Below are 19,932 nucleotides of genomic sequence, written 5' to 3'. Positions count from 1 at the left end.
ACAGCTGCCGGTTGACGCTTCGATCGCGTCAACCGGCAGCTGTGGTGATCCGTCGCGCCGATCGGGTGGGACTAGTCGTCGTTCATCGCTCCCGGCGCGGTCTTCTGGACCTGCATCAGGAACTCCACGTTCGACTTGGTCTTCTTCAGCTGGCTGATCAGCAGGTCGATGGCCTGCTGGGAGTCCAGACCCGACAGCACACGGCGCAGCTTGTGCACGATCTGGAACTCCTCCGGCGACAGCAGGAGTTCGTCCTTGCGAGTACCGGACGGGTTCACGTCGACCGCGGGGAAGACTCGGCGTTCGGCGATCTTACGATCGAGCTTCAACTCGGCATTGCCGGTTCCCTTGAATTCCTCGAAGATGACCGTGTCGCCCGTGGAGCCGGTCTCGACCATCGCCGTCGCGATGATCGTCAGCGAACCGCCGTGCTCGATGTTGCGTGCCGCGCCGAGGAACCGCTTCGGCGGATAGAGCGCGGTCGAGTCGACACCGCCGGAGAGGATGCGACCCGATGCCGGGGATGCGTTGTTGTAGGCACGCCCGAGTCGGGTGATCGAGTCGAGCAGCACCACCACGTCTTTGCCGTTCTCCACCAGCCGCTTGGCACGCTCGATCGCGAGTTCGGCGACCGACGTGTGATCTGACGGCGGACGGTCGAACGTCGACGCGATGACCTCGCCCTTCACCGAGCGCTGCATGTCGGTGACCTCTTCGGGACGCTCGTCGACGAGCACCACCATCAGATGGCATTCCGGGTTGTTGATGGTGATCGCGTTCGCGACGTCCTGCAGAATCGTCGTCTTGCCTGCCTTCGGCGGCGACACGATCAGCGCACGTTGTCCCTTGCCGATGGGCATTATCAGGTCGATGACCCGGGTGTCGAGCCGCTCGGGGGTGGTCTCCAGCCGCAGCCGCTGATTGGGGTACAGCGGCGTCAGTTTGCCGAACTCGGGGCGCTTCTTCGCGGTGTCGATGTCGGTGCCGTTCACCGAGTCCAACCGGACGAGCGGGTTGAACTTCTGGCGCTGGTTGGGCTGCTCGCCCTCGCGGGGCACCTTGACCGCACCGGTGATGGCGTCACCCCGGCGCAGGCCGTTCTTCCGGACCATGTTCATCGATACGTACACGTCGTTCGCACCCGCGAGATAGCCCGAAGTACGCACGAATGCGTAGTTGTCGAGCACGTCGAGGATGCCGGCGACGGGCTGCAGCACATCGTCCTCGGAGACCTGGGGTTCCGCACCGCCCGACGAGTCACGGTCACGCCCGCGGCGACGTTCCCGGAACCGGCGTCCCCGCCGGCCGCGGCCGCTGCCGTCTCCGTCACCGTCGTCGTCGCGGTTGTTGCGCTGATCCCGGTTGTTCTGACCACCCTGGTTGCCCTGGCCGTCCCGGTTGTCGCGCTGGTTGTTGTTGTCGCGCTGGTTGTTGTTGTCGCGCTGGTTGTTGTCGCGGCCGCCCTGAGAGTCCCGGTTCTGGTTCCGGTTGGGGCTGTTCTGATTGCGGTTGCGCCCGCGATTACGCTGGTCATCACCGGATTCGTCAGCGCCTGCGGTGGGTGCGGCCTCGGCGTCCTTGGGTCGCTTCGACTCGGCGTCGGTCGACTTCGCGGCGACCTCCCCATTGCCCGCCGCCGTGTCGGCGGTGGCCTCGCTACCCGATTCCTCGGCTGCAGCGCGAGCGCGTCGACGACCCCGCGCCGGGGTCTCGCCGTCCTTCACCGCGACCTGGTCGGAGTCGGACTCGGTGCTGGTCGGCGCCTCCGCCTTGGGACGACGTCCCCGCCCCTTGGCCGGCGCCGACTCTTCCTCGGCGAGGCTCAACTGAGCCGACTCACCCTTCTGGGCTGCGCCGGAGGAGGCCTGACGTTCCTTGATGGCGGCGATCAGGTCGCCCTTGCGCATACCGGAGGTGCCCTTGATGCCGAGTTCACCGGCGAGTGCACGTAGCTCTGTGAGCACCATCCCGGACAGCCCACTACGGGCGCGGGTCGAGGAGCCACGTGTGGTCGAACTCACCGCAGGCGAGGAATCCTCGCTGTTCGAGGATGCTGGTGCGGTGATCAGGTCCGTTTCCGTCACGGATGTCCTTTCGTTCCCCCGAGCAGAGCGTGGGCTCGCCGGGGTTCCTTTGTCACCCCGCCGCATTCGGCGGGCTTCGTCCCCGTCGGAGATGTCCCTGGGATTCTCCTCAGAAGACGGTCAGAAGAAATGTGGTCCGCTCCGGTGTGTCCGATGGACGTGCTCGGCGACTCCTGACAGAAGATCATGCGACCGGCACCGGGCCAGCAGCCTGGATCGTAGATCGGAGAGGAGCACGGCAAGACAAGCCTGCGCGGCTAGACCCGTTCATCGTAACTCGTCCGGATGATACGGGCAACATACCGACGGTTCCAATTCTTCCCGATGCCCCACAGCTCGCTCATGCGCGACGACCCGAGTCGTCCCTGTCGGCACAACCGCATCGGACGCGCGTCGGATCGGACACGCATCGGATGTAGGGCCTCAGGATGGCCGCGTGATCTCGACTCCCCCGGCGATGGCCACCGTCGACGGTACGTATCCGGAAGCAAGCGCGATGTCGCGCGCGTCTGCGGGAACCGGTCCGGCCGACAACACGAGCACGGTGGGCCCAGCGCCGGAGACGGTCGCAGCCAGGCCACGTGTGCGCAGTTGCGCAACGAGGCCGGCGGTGGGGGCCATCGCGTCGGCCCGGTAGTCCTGATGCAGTCGATCCTCGGTGGCGGCGAACAATGCCGTGGGATCGGAGGTGAGCGCCACCACGGCCAACGCCGCACGGCTGACGTTGAACACCGCATCGCGTCGCGGCACCGATTCCGGCAGCAGGCCACGCGTCACCGAGGTCGACGACTCGGTATCGGGCACGAACACCGTCGCAGTGATGTCCGGGTGCACCACCAGTCGTCGTGCGCGGTAGCGGTTCTGGTGGGCCCCATGTTCGATCCAGGTCACCACGGCCGAACCGAGCACACTTGCGGCCGCATTGTCCGGGTGTCCTTCGAATTCCGAGGACAGCTGCACCATCTCGTCGGCGTCGAAGGCGTCACGCACCCCCGCACCTTCCAACAGGCCCGAGGCCGCGGCGAGACCGGAGACGGCCGCGGCCGCCGAGGACCCCAATCCGCGTGAATGCGGAATCGCGTTGACACACCGCAGCTTCAACCCACCGGCCACCGCACCTGCCGCATCGAGGCCGCGGAAGATGGCGCGCGCCACCAGATGTGAGGCGTCACGCGGGACCTCCAGGGCGGCTTCGCCGATCACCTCGACCTCGACCCCGGATGCGGTCGTCTCCACGATCAGTTCGTCGTAGATCCCCAGCGCCACGCCCAGGCAGTCGAATCCCGGCCCCAGGTTCGCGCTCGACGCGGGAACCCGCACGCGCACCGAAATTCCTTCGGGGATCAGCACTCTGGCGTCACTGACGGCCGTCTCATCGGTCATCGCGGTGTCCACACCCGGGGACTCAGCGGACACCGAGCGCATCGGCCACGGCCACCGGGTCCACGGGGATCGCCTCCACTTCCGGCATCCCGGACAGCGCGGTGTCCGGATCCTTGAGACCGTTACCGGTCACCGTGCAGACCACCGTCGAGCCGGCCGCGACCCAGCCGTCGGCGCGTGCGGCGAGCAGACCGGCGACACCGGCCGCCGATGCCGGCTCCACGAACACACCCTCGCGCCCGGCGATGAGACGATAGGCCTCGAGCAGCTTCTCGTCGGTGGCGGCCCGGAACTGTCCGGAGGATTCCTCCTTGGCGGCGACCGCCTGGTTCCAGCTCGCCGGCGAACCGATCCGGATGGCGGTGGCGATGGTCTCCGGCTCCTTGACCGGTGCACCATCGACCAACGGCGCGGCCCCGGCGGCCTGCACACCCAGCATGCGCGGTACCGACCCACTCACACCGTCGCGGTGGTACTCGGTGTAGCCCTTCCAGTACGCGGTGATGTTGCCCGCATTGCCCACCGGAAGCGCGTGGACGTCGGGAGCGCGACCGAGCACGTCGACGATCTCGAACGCGGCGGTCTTCTGCCCCTCGATCCGGGACGGGTTGACCGAATTGACCAGTTCGATCTCGCCGAACTCCGCGGTCGCCTTACGTGCGAGCTCCAGGCAGTCGTCGAAGTTGCCCTGGACCTGGATGATCTTGGCACCGTGCATGACGGCCTGCGCAAGCTTGCCCATCGCGATCTTGCCCTCGGGGATCAGAACCGCGCAGGTGATCCCGGCCCGCGTGGCGTATGCGGCAGCCGACGCCGAGGTGTTGCCGGTCGATGCGCACAACACGGCGGTCTTGCCGTTGTTGACCGCGGTACTGACGGCCATGGTCATCCCGCGGTCTTTGAACGACCCGGTCGGGTTGAGCCCCTCGACCTTGAGGTACACCTCGCAGTCGGTGATCTCCGACAGGTGCGGCGCGGCGATGAGCGGCGTCCCACCCTCCAGCAGGGTGACGACGCGCCAGTCGTCACCGACCGGGAGTCGATCACGGTAGGCCTCGATCAATCCGGGCCACTGCCGGTGCACCGGGGTCACGTCAGTCATCGGTTCCTTCCAATCGCAGAACGCTCGACACTTTGAGCACTGCATCCATGTCTTCGAGTGCGGCAACGCATTCCGACTGCGCTCGGTCGGGCGCGCGGTGGGTCACCAGGATCAGCCGCGCGTCGTCGCCCGCACCCTCCTGCCGGACCGCGGCGATCGAGACGGAACGCTTGGTGAACTCACCGGCGACCTGCGCCAGCACGCCGGCCCGGTCAGCCACCTTCATCGAGATGTAGTAGCGCGTCGGTACATCGTCGACCGGCGCGATCGGGAGCGACGCGTACGTCGACTCCAGCGGACCGCGGCCACCGTGCACCTTGTTGCGAGCCGCCATCACCATGTCGCCCAACACCGCCGACGCGGTGGGTGCGCCACCGGCGCCCTGACCGTAGAACATCAATCGTCCGGCGTTCTCGGCTTCCACCACAACCGCGTTGAACGCACCGTTGACGGTGGCCAACGGGTGGGTCAGCGGGATCAGTGCCGGATACACGCGCGCCGAGATCCGCTGCCGCCCGTCCGCGTCGTGGACGCGCTCACAGATCGACAGCAGCTTGACCGTGCAATCGAACTTCTTGGCCGCGACCAGGTCGGCCGCGGAGACCGAGGTGATGCCCTCGCGGTGCACGTCGGCCGCGGTGACCCGGGTATGGAAGGCGATGGACGCGAGGATGGCCGCCTTGGCGGCGGCATCGTAGCCCTCCACGTCGGCCGTCGGGTCGGCCTCCGCGTATCCGAGTCGGCCGGCCTCGGCCAGGGTGTCGGCGTAGTCGGCGCCCGTCTCGTCCATCGCACTGAGGATGAAGTTGGTGGTGCCGTTCACGATTCCGGCCACCCGTTCGACGGTGTCACCGGCCAGCGACTGCATCAGCGGGCGCACCACCGGGATCGCGCCGGCGACGGCTGCCTCGAAGTACAGATCCACCTTCGCATCGGCTGCCGCGGTGGCGAGTTCGCCGGTGTACTCGGCCAACAGCGCCTTGTTCGCGGTGACCACCGACTTGCCGTGCTCCAGTGCCGTACGGATGAGACCGCGGGCCGGGTCGATCCCGCCCATGAGTTCCACCACGATGTCCACGTCGTCGCGGGCCACCAGCGCGTCCGGATCGTCGGTCAGCAGCTCCTGGGCGACCTTGCGGGGTTTGCTCAGGTCGCGCACCGCCACGCCGCGCAACTCCACCGGCGCACCCACGCGGGATCGCAGATCATCGGCATTGTCGGCGATGATGCGCACCACTTCGGCACCTACATTTCCCATGCCGAGCACGGCCACGCCGATGGTGCGATCTGGGGTCGGGTTCATTCGGTCACCTCCAAGGCGAGGAAGTCGTCGATGGTCTCACGGCGCAACATCATTCGGGCCGATCCGGCGCGCACCGAGGTCACTGCGGGACGCAACACCATGTTGTAGCGGCTCGACATCGAATAGCAGTACGCCCCGGTTGCGGCGACGGCGACGAGGTCGCCCGGACCGACATCGCCCGGCAGCCAACAGTCCTTGATCACGATATCGCCGCTCTCGCAGTGTTTACCGACCACTCGACTGACCACTGCGGGCGCCTCGGAGACCCGCGACACCAGGCGAATGTCGTATTCGGCCTGATACAGCCCGGTCCTGATGTTGTCACTCATGCCACCGTCGACGGAGACGTATCGGCGGGTGAGGTTCTTGCCGACCGTCACATCCTTGACCGTGCCCACGCGGTACAGGGTGACCGTCCCGGGACCGGCGATCGCGCGACCCGGCTCCACGGCGAGGGTGGGCATCGGGAGGCCGACAGCGGCCGACTCGCGCCGCACGATGTCCGCGAGAGTCTCCGCGACGTCACCGATCGGCAGCGGGTCGTCTTCCGGGAGATACGAGATACCCAGTCCGCCACCGAGATCGACGATCGACAGCTGGGACGTCTTGTCGACACCGAATTCGGCGACGACGTCTTTGAGCAGGCCCAAGACGCGGTGGGCAGCGACCTCGAAGCCGTCCATGTCGAAGATCTGCGAGCCGATGTGGCTGTGCAGACCCACCAGGCGCAGGTTGTCGGTGGCGAAGACCCGGCGCACGGCCGCCATCGCCACTCCCCCGGCAAGCGCAAACCCGAATTTCTGGTCGTCGTGCGCGGTCGAGATGAACTCGTGGGTGTGCGCCTCCACACCCACGGTGACCCGGACGAGTACATCGGCGACCACCCCGCGCGCACCGGCGAGCTCGTCGAGCCGCTCGATCTCGACCATCGAATCGAGAACGATGTGCCCGACTCCCATGTCGAGTGCCAGCGCCAGTTCCTCGACGCTCTTGTTGTTGCCGTGCAGGGCGATTCGCTCCGGCGGGAAACCGGCGTGCCGGGCGATGGCCAACTCACCGCCGGTGCACACGTCCAGCGACAGCCCCTCCTCGTCCACCCACCGGGCGATCTGGGTACTCAGGAAGGCTTTCGACGCGTAGTGCACGCGGCCGTAGGGGCCGAACGCCGCGAGCATGTCGGCGCAGCGGGATCGGAAGTCCGCCTCGTCGACGATGAACAGCGGAGTGCCGTAGGTGTCGGCGAGTTCCGCCACGCCGACTCCGGCGATTTCGACCTCACCGGTGTCGCGACGCACAGCGTTGCGCGGCCACACGTGCGCCGGGATCGTCGCGAGTTCGGCGGGGTCGTTGGGCCGCTCGGCGAGATGCGGTGCGGCCAACATCTCGGCATGCCGGGGTCCGGCGGGGTGCGCGTTCACATCCGCTCCGGTGCGCTGACGCCGACCAGGTCGAGCCCGTTGGCGATCACCTGACGGGTCGCATCGCACAACGCCAGCCGCGCGGCGTGGATGTCGGCGGCGGGTTCGTCGCCCTGCGGGAGCACACGGCACCGGGCGTAGAACCGGTGATAGGCGCCGGCGAGACTCTCCAGGTACCGACAGATCCGATGTGGTTCACGCAGTTCCGCGGCGCTCGCCACCACCTCGTCGAAGTCGCCGATGGTGCGGATCAGGTCGCCTTCGGCGGGGTCGTCGAGCAGATCCAGATGCGAGGTCGACATCGTCAACCCCAGATCGGCGGCGTTGCGCGACAACGCCGACAACCGGGCGTGTGCGTATTGCACGTAGTACACCGGATTGTCGTTGGACTGCTTGCGCAGCAAGTCGAGGTCGATGTCGATGTTGACGTCGACCGACGAGCGGATCAGCGCATATCGTGCGGCGTCGGTTCCCACCGCGTCGACGAGGTCGTCGAGGGTGATGACGGTGCCCGCCCGCTTGCTCATGCGCACCGGTGTGCCGTCGCGGACCAGATTGACCATCTGGCCGATGAGCACCTCGACGCTCGCCGGGTCGTCACCGAGCGCCGCCGCTGCGGCCTTCAATCGGCTGATGTAGCCGTGATGATCGGCGCCGAGCATGTAGATGCAGAGGTCGAAGCCGCGGTTGCGCTTGTCCTTGTAGTACGCGATGTCACCGGCGATATAGGCGGCGTCGCCGTCGCTCTTGATGACCACGCGGTCTTTGTCGTCGCCGAAGTCGCTGGACCGCAGCCACCAGGCGCCGTCGGCCTCGTAGAGGTTGCCGTTGGCCTTCAACTCGCCGATACACTCGTCGACCAGCCCGGACGTGAACATCTTGTTCTCGTGGGTGTAGACGTCGAAGTCGGTGCCGAAGTCGTGCAGGCTGGTCTTGATGTGGTCGAACATCGACTCGACCCCGACGGACCGGAACGTCTCGAGCCGCTGCGCATCGGGCTGGTCGAGCACATCAGGCACCTGCGCGAGAACATGGGCCGCGATCTCGGCGATGTAGTCGCCGGCATAGCCGTCCTCCGGGGTGGCCTCCCCACGTGCCGACGCCTCCAGTGAACGGGCGAAGCGATCGATCTGCGTGCCGTGATCGTTGAAGTAGTACTCGCGGGTGACCGCGGCACCGCGTGCCGCGAGTACTCTGCCGAGGGCGTCGCCGACAGCCGCCCACCGGGTGCCGCCCAGATGGATGGGCCCGGTCGGATTGGCCGACACGAACTCGAGGTTGATGCGTCGTCCGGCGAGATCGTCGCCGCGGCCGTAGCCCGCGGCACTGTCCAACACCGAGGCGACCACGGAATTCTGCGCGGCTGCCGCCAGCCAGATGTTCACAAAGCCCGGCCCGGCGACCTCGGCTTTCGCGATGCCGTCGGTAGCGGCGAACGCGTCGGCCAGCCAGCCGGCGAGGTCGCGCGGTGCCACACCGAGCTTCTTGCCGAGCCGCAGCGCGATGTTGGTCGCATAATCGCCGTGGTCAGCGTGGCGCGGCCGCTCGACCACGACGGATTCGGGCACGGCCGCATCATCGAGCCCGCGGTCGCGGACGACGGTCACGGTCACCGTGCGCAGCAGCGCAGCGAGGTCGGCGGGAGTCACGGAACATCATCCTATTGGCCCATGTCCCCGCAGGGATAATCGCCTCCGCCTGCCCGGCGTGCGCGTGGGCGAAAACCGGCATTTCCGACGTTGCGTAGACTGGCCGTCGCTGTGCCGATCTCCCCGCCGCCGCGGGGAGATCGACGTTCGGCGGCGAATGAGATCGGTGAAAGAGAGCTATGGCGCGCACCCCGGGAGCCAACGTCCCCAAGGCCGGCCGAGGATCGGGTGCCCGGCGCGGCATCGACTGGATGATCGTCGGGGCCATCGTGCTGGTGCTCGCGCTGATCGGTGGTCTGATCTGGTACCTGCTGCCGAAGTTCCGCGACCAGCAGGAAGCCCAAGAACTCAAACCGCAGACGGTTGCGGAGTTCGTGCCATCGGCGCAGAACCCGGACCCGTCCGACGCGATCGATGGCGTCACCAAGATCTATTACCAGGCCGCTCAGCACGTGCGGGCCGACCAGCGCGTGGCCTACGACCAGTCGCCGCCATTCGGCGGCCCGCACGACGAGGTCTGGGCCACCTGCACCGGCATCGTGTACCCGGACGCATTGCGCTCGGAGAACGCCGTACATGCGCTCGAGCACGGCGCGGTGTGGATCGCCTACAACCCGGACACGATCAGCGACGCGGACCTCGACGTGCTGACGAAGAAGGTCAGTGGTGAACAGTTCCTGTTCATGTCGCCGTATCCGGGCCTGGACCAGGCGATCTCACTGCAGAGCTGGGGACATCAGCTGAAGCTCGATACCGCCGACGATCCGCGCGTCGACCAGTTCATCACCGCCTTGCGACGCAACACCACGCCCGGCGTCTACTCAGAGAATCCGGCCGCCGCGGCGTTCCCCGAGACGCAGGCCGCCTGTGCCGCCATCCCGGGGGCCTTCGACCCGAGCGACCCGCCGGCTGCCGACGAGGGCCAACCCGGCCCTGACGCAGTGCAGATGGACGGGACCGGCGCGACGTCGGGCGCCGGTCAGGACATGGGCACCGGCGCACAGGCGCCGACCGACGCAACGGGTACGCCATGACCGACGGTGACGGTATGACCGACGGTGACGGTATGAACGACGGGGCGCACGATGCCCACGGAACCGACCGCGAGGACCGGGCACCCGATCCGGAATCAGCTGCCGCATCACGCAGGATGTTGCTGAGCACCCTGGCCACGGTGGCTGTGCTCCTCGTGGGGATGGGGCTGGGCCTGCTTATCGCGTCCATGCTGCACAGCGACGACGCGGAGTCCGACGCGGCGCCCGCGACCGATTCCGCTGCGGTCGGGTTCGCCCAGGACATGATCCGCCACCATGAGCAGGGAGTCGAGATGGCGGCGATCGAACTCGAGAACGGTACCGACCCGCAGGTCCGCAGCATGGCCTTCGACATCCTGACCACGCAGAGCAACGAGATCGGGCAGATGCAGTCGTGGCTGACGAGGTGGGGTCAACCTCTGATCAACCCGAGCAGCCCGATGGCGTGGATGGGTCACGAGATGAGCGACTCGGCGGCGTCGTCGGGCACCCCGCACGACCACGGCACCTCCGACGGGCACGAGCACGGCACCTCCGACGAGCATTCCGCGGCGCACGACGGCGCAGGCATGGCGCCCGAGGATGCGATGCCCGCAGTTCCATACGCCGAACCCCCGATGCCCGGGATGGCCACCCCGGCCGAGATGGACCGCTTGCGGTCGACACAGGGCGCCGACACCGACGTCTACTTCTTGCAGCTCATGCTGCGCCATCACGAGGGCGGGATCGAGATGATGGAGTACGCGACCGACCCCGACCAGGTCTCCGAGGACTACGTTCGTGCCCTCGCCGCCGGCATGCAGCGCACTCAGACCAAGGAGATCGCGATCCTCACCGCGATGATCGGCGAACGTGGCGCACAGCCCCTGCCGATGAACTGAATCGGACGTGACCGACGGTCAATCCTGGTCCCAGCGCGGAAGCGTCAGGGCGGCGGACAGCCAGAAGCACACCGCCCCGACGAACGTCCCGGTGTTGGCGACCGACTGGCTGATCACCACCCCGGTGGAATCCACGTATGCGCCGACCGCGGAGACCCCGAAGGCGATGCAGCCGAGCAGGTTGATCTGCACCGCCCACCACTCTCGTCGTCCCGGCGCCCAGATCCGCACCGCGTGGGCGAACACCAGCACCGCGAGCACCCCGCTCACCAAGAAGGCGACCGATCCCGCAGCGTCCGGCGTCCAGACCTGCCGCCTCTCCTGCACGACGGTGTCCGCGTGCAGAGCCGCTGCGGTGCTCACGTTGAACAACAGGGTTCCACCGAACTGCGTTGCCGACGAAAGCCATTCGGTGCGAATGTGTTTTCGCCCGGATACCTCGGTGGTGGCGTCGCCACTGAGCACCAGTTGGATCAGCGCAGCACCGGTGAAGAACCAGGCACCCACGAAGAAACTCACATTTGCGGCTGACGAACCCGCCCATGCAACGAACCCGGGTGCCGACCCGAGCGCGAACAATGCGGATCCGATCATGAATCCCCAGCACTGCTTGTCGACGGTGGCCGCGAAGTACCGATCCGGTCCGGTAGCGGCGGCTTGTGTAGTCATAGGTGAATCTTGCGGTGCGGACCCCGATTCGGCGCGGCAAACCGGGCAACGTTCATCGAAGATTGATTGGCATCGTGCAGGTGCATCGCACACCGACCGGAGGTCGGCAGGGATGTGACAGTGCGCCCGCGCAAAAATCTTTCAAACCACAGTGGGCGCACACCGACCGGAGGTCGGCAGGGATGTGACAGTGCCCCCGATAGGATTCGAACCTATGGCCTTCTGCTCCGGAGGCAGACGCTCTATCCCCTGAGCTACGGGGGCTCATCGGGCGAGGGCTAGCGTAGCGCACCCGGCGGGGTGATCCCAAAACCGGGGCGGCGCGTCGCGAGGGGCCTCGATCGTCACACGGCGACGATCTCGGCCTCGTCGACACCTCGGTATCGGTCGGGGCTGCATGTCAGCACGATGACCTGCGCGTCGCGCCCGGCCGCGGTGAGCACCTCTCCCATGGCCGCGATCCGGTGCGGATCGCTGTAGCCGAGTGCGTCGTCGAGGAGCACCGGCACTCCGTCGGCCTCGTCGACGAGCGTGGCGCAGGCCAGCCGGGTGAGCAGTGCCAACTGTTCGCGCGCCCCGCCGGACAATGCCTCGTGCGCGATGGTGAGGCCATCGACGGTGCGCGACACCACTTCCAGGTTGTCGTCGACATCGAAACTCACTCCCGCTCCGAATACGTGGGCACCCAGCTCCGCCAGGCGCCGGGCGAAGGGGTCGGCGTAGCGGGTGCGTGTCTGCTGACGTTTGTCCAGGAGCGTCCGGTACAGCAGCTCGGCCGCGTCGGCACGCCGCTGTACGCGGTCCCGGGCTGCGATGGCACTCTCGAGTTCTGCCGTCGCGTCCTGGAGCAGGTCGAGGCGCGACTCGTCACGGTAGAGCTCGATCCGCGCGCGGAGTTCGGTGGCGGAGCGTTCGAGGTCGGCATGTTCGCGCGCAATCGCGGCGAGGTCGGCGGTCACCCGCTCCCGCCGTAACTCGATCTCGGCGACGTCGAGACGCGCGAGCTCGGTCTCGAGTCGACCGAGCCGGTCACGTGCCTCACCGAGCCGCGTGGCCGCGGCCTGCACCGTTCGTCGCGCATCATCGTCGCTGAGTTGCGCGAGCATCTCGGCGCGGCGTCCTTCCAGCTCGACCATGCGGCCAGCCAGTCGCTCGCGCTCCTCCCGAGCCATACGCCCCTCGGTGCGGGCCTCCCGTGCGGCCGAATGCTGCTGTGTGACCGCACGTTCCGCCGACATCACCAGTTCGGAGAGCTCACGCTCGGTCCCCGCGAGCGACGCGATGTCATCGGGGTCAACGTCGGCGCCTGCCGACTCCGTCTCAATGATGGTGCGCAGCTCGTCACGTCGTTCGACCATGGCACGGTGGCTTCGGTCACCGATGAGTTCGCGTGCCCGTCGTTGCGAACTCGCCCGCCGCTCCACCAGGTTCGCGCGCTCTCGCGCCCGATCCGCATGGTCGTCGAGGCCGGCGAGCCCGTGGGTGGCACAGAACGCCGCTATCTCATGGTCTACCGTTGCGAGTTCTTGTGCCGGAGCGGCGGTGTCGGCACCGGGGCGGACCGTGACCGTGACCACTCCGGCGACCTCTATGACCGCGTCGGTCACGGCCACCCGATCGGCGGTGTCGGCCACGGCCTCACCATCCACGGTGACAGTGCTCGCACCGGTCGGTTCGACGGTGAAGCGCGCCGCGACCGCTTCCAGCCGCGCCTGAGCCACCGCACGACGCCGCGCCAGGTCGACCGCGGTGTGGACCGCGGACGCATCGACGGTGTTGGCCCGCAGCGACTCGTCGAGAGTCGACGACTCGGCGGCGATGCGATCGAGTTCAACGAGCCGTTCATCGAGATCGCGCAGTTCGCGACGTTGTTCTCGAACGCGCTGCGCGGACTGCGCCGCCGACAACGCGGTCTGGACCATCTGCCAGCGTTCGCGGACGGCATGCAACTCGTCCTCGAGGTGTCGCGCCGAGGTCTCAGCGCGTTGCGCCCGTGCATCGTGGTCGGCGATCCCGGCTCCCAGCCGTTCGGCATCGGCCGTCGCTGCGGCGATCTGCGCCGCGACCCGCTCCCGATCGACGACATCGCGCTGCGCCAGCTGACTGGCCGTGAGCAGATGCCGCACCTCGGCGTCGGCCGCCGCCTGCTCGGTCTGTAGACGCTCGATTTCGGTCCAGCTGATCGCGAGTTCGTCGCGCTCGACCTCACGCAACTCCCGGGTGCGCGCGAGTTCGGACCGGCGATCGAGGAGGCTGCGAAGGCGCTGCGCATCGGCGTCGACCGCGTCTCGGGCGTCGGCAAGTGTCCGGCAACGCTTGTCGAGCTCGTCGGCGGTCCGCATCGCGGCGGCGAGTTCGCCAGTGGGCCGGCCCTGACCCAAGGTCCGGTAGCGACGGTACTCGGCCTCGGCGGCGTCGATGAGGGCCTGTTCGGCAACCTCCGCCGACGCGGAATCCGCTGTGTCACCGTCGGACTCCGAAGCCCGATCCAGAGCACGGGCGAGAGCGGCACTGTCGCCCATCGGACGACCGGCCGCGTCATCGGCCTGCAACAACCGAAGAGCGCGGAACAGCGTGAGATCGGCGTGTCCGCCCAGGATCTCCAGTACGCGTTCGTGCGCGTCGCGCCCGGTGAGCTGTTCTGGCCGCGTCCGATGGATGCTCAGATTCGTCGCCGGCTGCCGATTGAACCGCTTCGAGTAGGTGAAGTGCCAAGGGCCGCAGGATATCTCGACCTCGACCTCGGTACCCACCTCACGGCCGGCCGGCATGATCGCACGGACCTTCGCCGCTTTGCTCTCGGCACGGACGTCGAGCAGCAACTCAAGAGCCTCGATCATCGAGGATTTGCCCGCCTCGTTGGCGCCCTCGACGACGGTCACCCCGCGTTCGGCGAACCGGATGTCCCGGTCGGCGACACCCCGGTACTCGTGCAGACGCATCCGATGGAGCCTCATCGAATCCTCCCGGTGAGGCGATGCAACAGGGCCAGCGCATCGCGCGCGTTGCGCGCCTCGTCGAGGTCGGTGGATCCGCTGCGGTCGAACAGCTCCTCGGCGGCCTCCCGGACGTAGCCCCCGACCCCGAGGTCGGCTAGGTCACCATCGTCGGCGACCACCACGAGATCTTCCGCGCCGTCCGGCCGGGTGACCGAGGCGAATCGGTCGGCGGCCTCCTCGAGCAACTCGTCGAGCGCTGCCCCCTCCGTGACCGACACCGACCCGACGAGCCGCAAACCGAGCACCACCCTCGGTTTGTCGTCGATGTCGTCGAGTCGCCGGCGCAACGCCTCGATGTCGGCGAGTCCGGCGATGTCGGCCGACACCGTCCGAAATGACCACTGCCCCACCCGATGCGGAACCACGTCGACATCGCGCGACGAACCGGAACGGCGCAGGGTGACCGCGAGGACATGGCCGGGCTCCTGCTCGATGTGATCGAAGTTGGTGACCTCGTGTGCACCCGGGTACCACACCCGTCCGGTGGTCCCCACCGAGGTGACCGAGTGCCGATCGCCCAGAGCGACATAGTCGAGCAGGCCACCGTCGACCGCGGCCTCCACCGCGGCGAGCCCGATGAGCGCCTCGTCGCCGCCCGGGGTCAACGCGTCGACACCGCCGTGCCCCACCATCACCCGGATGGCGTCGGCAGGCGCGAGACGTGCTACCTGGGCGGCCACCAGATCGGTTCCCGGCTGCTTGTGCGACCAGGGCGCAGCGATCAGCTCGACACCCGCGCGCACCTGATGCACACCTGCACCCGAAAGCACCGTGACGTTGTCCGGGCACGCCTGCGCAAAGGTCCGGGAACGATAGATCCCCGCCGCGTCGAAGGGATCATGGTTGCCCGGCAACAGGTATACGGGGATTCCGTAGGCGCCGAGAGCGTCGAGGGTGCGGCGGATGATCTTCGACGACACCCGATGGTCTTCGAAGACATCCCCGGACACCACCACGAACTCGGCGTCCACCTCGGCGGCGAGTGTGCCGATGCGTTCGACGGCCTCGTGGCGAGCGGCGGTGTAGGCATGCGCGGCGTCGGCATCGAGGTGGCGCCGCGTCATCCCCAACTGCCAATCGGCCGTGTGCAGGAAGGTCACCTCGTGCGCGGACCCGGCCACCGATCCCGGCGACTCGAGCCGGCCTGCGCCCGCCGCCGCTGGCCGGGACCGGTTCGGCTGTGTCTGGTCGGGATCGAACCCCGGCAGGTCGAACAACGGCACGGTCATGTCTCACCTCCCACTCTCGAGCCGCATCCTACGAGCGTGGACCGACACACTGTGGGAGGCGAAGCCGTGATCTGGTGCGGTGCCGCGCGGATCAGGCCGTTGCGACGGGCCCGGCCGCCGCGCTGTCGCCGGCCTGCGCACCTTGCCCACCAGGCGCGGGCACACCGGCCTGATGACGAGGTTTGACGAAGAACAGGGCCGCTGCCACGCCGATCAACAACACTGCCGCGGGCAGGTAGAGCGACTGACCCATGGCGGTGGCGAAGCCGTCCCGGACCGCGTCGGGTAGCTGGCCGCCGGCGCTGTGGTGTTCGGTGTCGACTCCCGGGAGCAGAGTGGCCAGACGCGTCTGCATCAGCGCGCCCACCGCGGCGCTGCCGAGCACCGAACCGATCATCCGCGTGGTGTTGTACACGCCGGCGCCGGCGCCGGCCTGATGCCACGGCAGGTTGCGGGTCGCCGTGGCTGCCAACGGCGCCCAGATCCCGGCCGACGCGACGCCCATCAGACACATCGGGATGATCAGCAGCCACACCGGGGTTTCCGGACGGGCGATCACGCCGAGCCAGCCGACCGCAACGGCGTTCAGCAGCAACGCAGAGGCGATGATCGTACGTGGGTGCACCCGGTCGAGGACCCGACCGACGATCGGCGCGAGTGCACCGGTCAGCAACGCCATCGGCACCATCATCACCGCAGCCCGGGTGGGTGACATGCCCCCGACGAGCTGCAAGAAGAACATCGTGGGGATCATCAGACCGGAGATCGCGAAGCCCATCGACGCGATCCCGATGTTGGCCAGGGAGAAGTTGCGGTCGGCGAAAAGCGACAGCGGCACCAACGGTTCGCCCTTGATCCGCGATTGCCACCACACGAACAGAGCCATGAGGACCACGCCGCTGATGATCAGTGACCAGATCAAGGCGTTCCAGCCGTACTTCTCGCCGTCCTGAATTCCGAAGACGAGCGCGAACATACCCACTGCCGACAAGGCCACACCGAGCCAGTCGAATTGATGGTCGTGCGTTCCCACGTCGGGCACGAGCACAGCGGCCAACACCAGGCCGACGACGCCGACCGGCAGGTTGACGAAAAAGATCCACTCCCAGCCCAATCCGTCGGTCAGAATGCCGCCGAGCAGCGGCCCCACCAGCGTCGCGACGCCGGCGACGGTGCCCCAGACGCCCATGGCCGCACCACGCTTCTCCGGCGGGAAGATGCGGGTGATCAGCGCCATCGTCTGCGGGGTGATCAAGGCGGCGCCGACACCCTGGAGGGCTCGGGCGGCAACGAGTTCACCGATGGTGTCGGAGAATCCGCACCAGACGCTCGCGATCGTGAATACCAGCAAGCCGATCTGGTAGACGCGTTTCGGCCCGTACTTGTCGCCGAGACGGCCGGTGATCAGCAGCGGGACCGCGTAGGTGAGCAGGTAGGCGCTGGTGACCCACACGATGCCGTTCACGTCGGTGTCGAGTGCGGTCTGGATCTGCGGCTGCGCCACGGCGACGATCGTCATGTCCACGAGGATCATGAAGAAGCCGACACACAGCGCCAGCATGGCCGCCCAGGGCCGGGTGGTCAGCGGCACGGCGGGGGTTGATGGAGAGGTCATGCGTCGGCGTCCTTCTCGTGCGGTGCGGTGGAGGCGGCGACGGCCCGGAAGTCCGGGTCGTCGAGCCAGGCGATGGAGTGGTTTGTCAAACGTTCGAGCAGGCCACGGAGCCAGTCGATCTGCGCACTCAATGTCGTGATGCGACAGCCGATGTCGAGATAGAACATCTCCGCCTTGCCGCTGTCGGCGGCCTCGGCGGCGCTCACGCGCAGGTTCTCGAGTTCGGCGCACATCTGCGTCAGCCGCGTGGTGAGCAGCTCGATGACACGCGACCGCGGCAGTCCATGGGCCTCCGAGAGCGCCAGATACAACTGTGGATACTCCGTCGGATGCCCTTCGAGCAGCTGCTCGAGGCTGCGCGCCAAGGCGGCGCGGCCGGTGGCGGTGATGCGATAGATCGTTCGCTCGGGGCGATTGCCCTCCCGCTCGACGTCGTGAACCTCGATCAGCTCTTTGTCGGACAATCGGTCGACCGTGTGATAGAGCGTGCCGGGCCGGAATTTCACGAGGCGGTCTTCGCGCCGCTCGATCGTGGTCTGAAACATCTCATAGGGATGCATCGGCCGCTCGGCCACCAGCCCGAGCACGAGTACCGCCAGGGGCGGCAACATCCCGTTCGCCGACATGCGCTGACCCTCGCTCGCTATCCGAAGTCAAATATTCCAGATGGAATATACCGTTTCGACCATCTTCTGCCAACCGTCGGACGGGGTCATTACTGTGGATCACATGACCACCAACAGCCCCCGCACCGCCGCGGCCGCCCCCACCGAGGGAGCGGCGACCGAGCAGGGTGTCTATGTGACCACCGGACAGGAGTTCGTCCGGGACACGAACTACATCGACACACGGATCACCCGCGACGGCCGCGACGGTTACCCCGTCGAGGCAGGCCGCTACCGCCTGGTCGTCGCCCGGGCCTGCCCATGGGCCAACCGGACGATCATCGTGCGCCGCCTCCTCGGCCTCGAGAACGCGCTGTCGATGGGCATGTGCGGACCCACCCATGACTCCGACTCGTGGACCTTCGACCTCGACCCCGAGGGCCTCGACCCGGTGCTGCAGATCCCCCGTCTCAAGGACGCGTACGAGAAACGGTTCCCCGGTTACCCCAAGGGGATCACCGTGCCCGCGGTGGTCGACATCCCGACCGGTGCGGTGGTCACCAACGACTACCCGCAGATCACCATCGACTTCGAACTCGAATGGACCGACCACCACCGCGAAGGCGCACCGGAGCTCTATCCCGAACATCTGCGCGATGAGATCGACGAAGTCAACCGGGGTGTGTACACCGAGGTCAACAATGGTGTCTACCGTTGCGGCTTCGCCGGGGACCAGGAGTCCTACGAGAAGGCCTACGACCGGCTGTTCGCCAAGCTCGACGAACTCTCCGAGCGCCTGGCCAACCAGCGCTACCTGGTCGGCGACACGATCACCGAGGCCGACATCCGACTGTTCACGACCCTGGCTCGCTTCGATCCCGTCTACCACGGCCACTTCAAGTGCAATCGCAGCAAGCTCGCGGAGATGCCGGTGTTGTGGGCATACTCCCGCGACCTGTTCCAGACGCCCGGATTCGGCGACACCATCGATTTCACCCAGATCAAACGCCACTACTACGTGGTGCATCGAGACATCAACCCCACCGGCGTCATCCCGGTGGGTCCCGACCTCCACAACTGGCTGACTCCCCATCATCGCGAGGAACTCGGGGGTCGCCCCTTCGGCGACGGCACACCCCCCGGACCGCCACAGCCCGGCGAGGTCGTGCCCGCCGCGGACGGAGTGCCGACCGATGGCTGATCGCGACCGGACCCATGGAAGCGGGGATTCGGGCGACCAGCAGCGCCCTCCCGGCAAGGCCGTGGAGGTGACGGGCGGTCTCCTCGACCGCGCGCAACGCCTGCAGGCGCCGGCAGTTGCCCGATATGTGCGTAGCCTGCGAACCGCGAATCCGGAGGAGACGCCGGCGCAGATCATCGCGCGACTCGAGAAGCTCTACCTCACCGCCGTCACCGGCTCCGGCGGCGCCGTCGGCGCGACCGCCGCCGTCCCCGGCGTGGGCACGATGACCGCACTGGGCGCGATGACCGGCGAGACCGCGTTCTTCCTCGAGGCATCGGCCCTGCTCGCGTTGTCGATCGCCGAGGTACACGGCATCCCGGTGCACGATTCCGAGCGCCGCAAAACCCTCGTCCTCGCCGTCGCGCTCGGCGAGGAGGGCGTCGTCGCGCTGGGGCGCCTCGTCGGCACCCGGGGCGGGGCCTTGCGGCGGCTGGGCGGCGCGAGCATTCCCGGCGGCGGCCTGGCGAAGCTGAACAAAACACTCGTCAACAAGGTGGCCAAGAAGTATGCGTTCAAGCGCGCGCCACTGCTGTTCGGCAAACTCCTGCCGGCCGGCATCGGCGCAATGATCGGCGGGGTCGGCAACCGCGCCCTGGGCAAACGCGTCATTGCCAACGCACGCGAGGCGTTCGGCCCACCGCCGACCACGTGGACGATCGACGGCGAGGTCGTCGCCGGTACCGGGCTTCCGCCGGGACGTCGGTGATCTCCGCGCTCC

The 19,932-nt window shown here is 67.6% G+C and carries 15 protein-coding genes and 1 tRNA gene; 4 read left to right on the top strand and 12 right to left on the bottom strand.

Annotated elements, in window-relative coordinates; all coding sequences use genetic code 11:
• Nucleotides 1-71 precede the first annotated feature (71 nt).
• The 6 genes from rho to argS all read right to left on the bottom strand — a co-directional run bounded on the left by rho (nt 72) and on the right by argS (nt 8,939).
• Nucleotides 72-2,084: a transcription termination factor Rho gene (rho, locus tag ACIGKQ_RS12975; protein WP_396573943.1), complete on the bottom strand. Its 2,013-nt coding sequence runs from the start codon at nt 2,082-2,084 to the stop codon at nt 72-74.
• 423 nt (nt 2,085-2,507) lie between these two features.
• Nucleotides 2,508-3,509: a homoserine kinase gene (gene thrB, locus ACIGKQ_RS12970; protein ID WP_396573941.1), complete on the bottom strand. Its 1,002-nt coding sequence runs from the start codon at nt 3,507-3,509 to the stop codon at nt 2,508-2,510.
• Nucleotides 3,490-4,569 carry a threonine synthase gene (thrC, locus tag ACIGKQ_RS12965; protein ID WP_235723791.1) on the bottom strand — a complete coding sequence of 360 codons (1,080 nt, stop codon included), beginning with the start codon at nt 4,567-4,569 and terminating at the stop codon, nt 3,490-3,492. The genes thrB and thrC overlap by 20 nt, the downstream gene beginning before the upstream one ends.
• Nucleotides 4,562-5,872: a homoserine dehydrogenase gene (locus ACIGKQ_RS12960; RefSeq protein WP_328714077.1), complete on the bottom strand. Its 1,311-nt coding sequence runs from the start codon at nt 5,870-5,872 to the stop codon at nt 4,562-4,564. The genes thrC and ACIGKQ_RS12960 overlap by 8 nt, the downstream gene beginning before the upstream one ends.
• A complete protein-coding gene (lysA, locus tag ACIGKQ_RS12955; protein WP_266062083.1) occupies nt 5,869-7,290 on the bottom strand; it encodes a diaminopimelate decarboxylase in 1,422 nt (473 codons plus the stop codon). The genes ACIGKQ_RS12960 and lysA overlap by 4 nt, the downstream gene beginning before the upstream one ends.
• Complete coding sequence (gene argS, locus ACIGKQ_RS12950) at nt 7,287-8,939, bottom strand: arginine--tRNA ligase (RefSeq protein WP_396573938.1); 1,653 nt, start codon at nt 8,937-8,939, stop codon at nt 7,287-7,289. The genes lysA and argS overlap by 4 nt, the downstream gene beginning before the upstream one ends.
• Nucleotides 8,940-9,118: 179 nt before the next feature.
• Here argS and ACIGKQ_RS12945 point away from each other — a divergent pair, with 179 nt between their 5' ends.
• Together ACIGKQ_RS12945 and ACIGKQ_RS12940 are read left to right on the top strand one after the other, a co-directional pair.
• Complete coding sequence (locus ACIGKQ_RS12945; protein WP_396573936.1) at nt 9,119-9,973, top strand: DUF3105 domain-containing protein; 855 nt, start codon at nt 9,119-9,121, stop codon at nt 9,971-9,973.
• Nucleotides 9,974-9,987: 14 nt separating this feature from the next.
• Nucleotides 9,988-10,854, top strand: a complete 867-nt coding sequence (locus ACIGKQ_RS12940; RefSeq protein WP_372475006.1) for a DUF305 domain-containing protein — start codon at nt 9,988-9,990, stop codon at nt 10,852-10,854.
• A gap of 18 nt (nt 10,855-10,872) precedes the next feature.
• Here the strand turns inward: ACIGKQ_RS12940 and ACIGKQ_RS12935 are convergent, their stop codons facing one another.
• The 6 genes from ACIGKQ_RS12935 to ACIGKQ_RS12910 all read right to left on the bottom strand — a co-directional run bounded on the left by ACIGKQ_RS12935 (nt 10,873) and on the right by ACIGKQ_RS12910 (nt 17,992).
• Nucleotides 10,873-11,523: a hypothetical protein gene (locus ACIGKQ_RS12935; RefSeq protein ID WP_266062079.1), complete on the bottom strand. Its 651-nt coding sequence runs from the start codon at nt 11,521-11,523 to the stop codon at nt 10,873-10,875.
• A 191-nt stretch (nt 11,524-11,714) separates the two neighbouring features.
• Nucleotides 11,715-11,787, bottom strand: a tRNA-Arg gene (locus ACIGKQ_RS12930).
• 80 nt (nt 11,788-11,867) lie between these two features.
• Nucleotides 11,868-14,480, bottom strand: a complete 2,613-nt coding sequence (locus tag ACIGKQ_RS12925) for an AAA family ATPase (protein ID WP_396573934.1) — start codon at nt 14,478-14,480, stop codon at nt 11,868-11,870.
• Nucleotides 14,477-15,622: a metallophosphoesterase gene (locus ACIGKQ_RS12920; protein ID WP_308191707.1), complete on the bottom strand. Its 1,146-nt coding sequence runs from the start codon at nt 15,620-15,622 to the stop codon at nt 14,477-14,479. Before ACIGKQ_RS12920 ends, ACIGKQ_RS12925 begins: the two co-directional genes overlap by 4 nt.
• A gap of 220 nt (nt 15,623-15,842) precedes the next feature.
• Entirely contained in the window at nt 15,843-17,366 is a 1,524-nt protein-coding gene (locus ACIGKQ_RS12915; RefSeq protein WP_396573932.1) for an MFS transporter, read from the bottom strand.
• Nucleotides 17,363-17,992, bottom strand: coding sequence for a PadR family transcriptional regulator (locus tag ACIGKQ_RS12910; RefSeq protein WP_396573930.1), 630 nt, complete (start codon nt 17,990-17,992; stop codon nt 17,363-17,365). The genes ACIGKQ_RS12915 and ACIGKQ_RS12910 overlap by 4 nt, the downstream gene beginning before the upstream one ends.
• Before the next feature lie 103 nt (nt 17,993-18,095).
• Between ACIGKQ_RS12910 and ACIGKQ_RS12905 the strand changes: the two genes are divergently transcribed.
• Both ACIGKQ_RS12905 and ACIGKQ_RS12900 read left to right on the top strand, forming a co-directional pair.
• Nucleotides 18,096-19,172, top strand: coding sequence for a glutathione S-transferase family protein (locus ACIGKQ_RS12905; protein WP_396573928.1), 1,077 nt, complete (start codon nt 18,096-18,098; stop codon nt 19,170-19,172).
• A complete protein-coding gene (locus ACIGKQ_RS12900; RefSeq protein ID WP_266062069.1) occupies nt 19,165-19,920 on the top strand; it encodes a hypothetical protein in 756 nt (251 codons plus the stop codon). The genes ACIGKQ_RS12905 and ACIGKQ_RS12900 overlap by 8 nt, the downstream gene beginning before the upstream one ends.
• Nucleotides 19,921-19,932: the final 12 nt, after the last annotated feature.

This window comes from Gordonia sp. NPDC062954 (assembly GCF_044543825.1).
In the GTDB taxonomy this organism is placed as follows: domain Bacteria; phylum Actinomycetota; class Actinomycetes; order Mycobacteriales; family Mycobacteriaceae; genus Gordonia; species Gordonia tangerina.
Note: the sequence above shows the minus strand (reverse complement) of the source record. Positions and strands in the feature narration are given on the sequence as shown.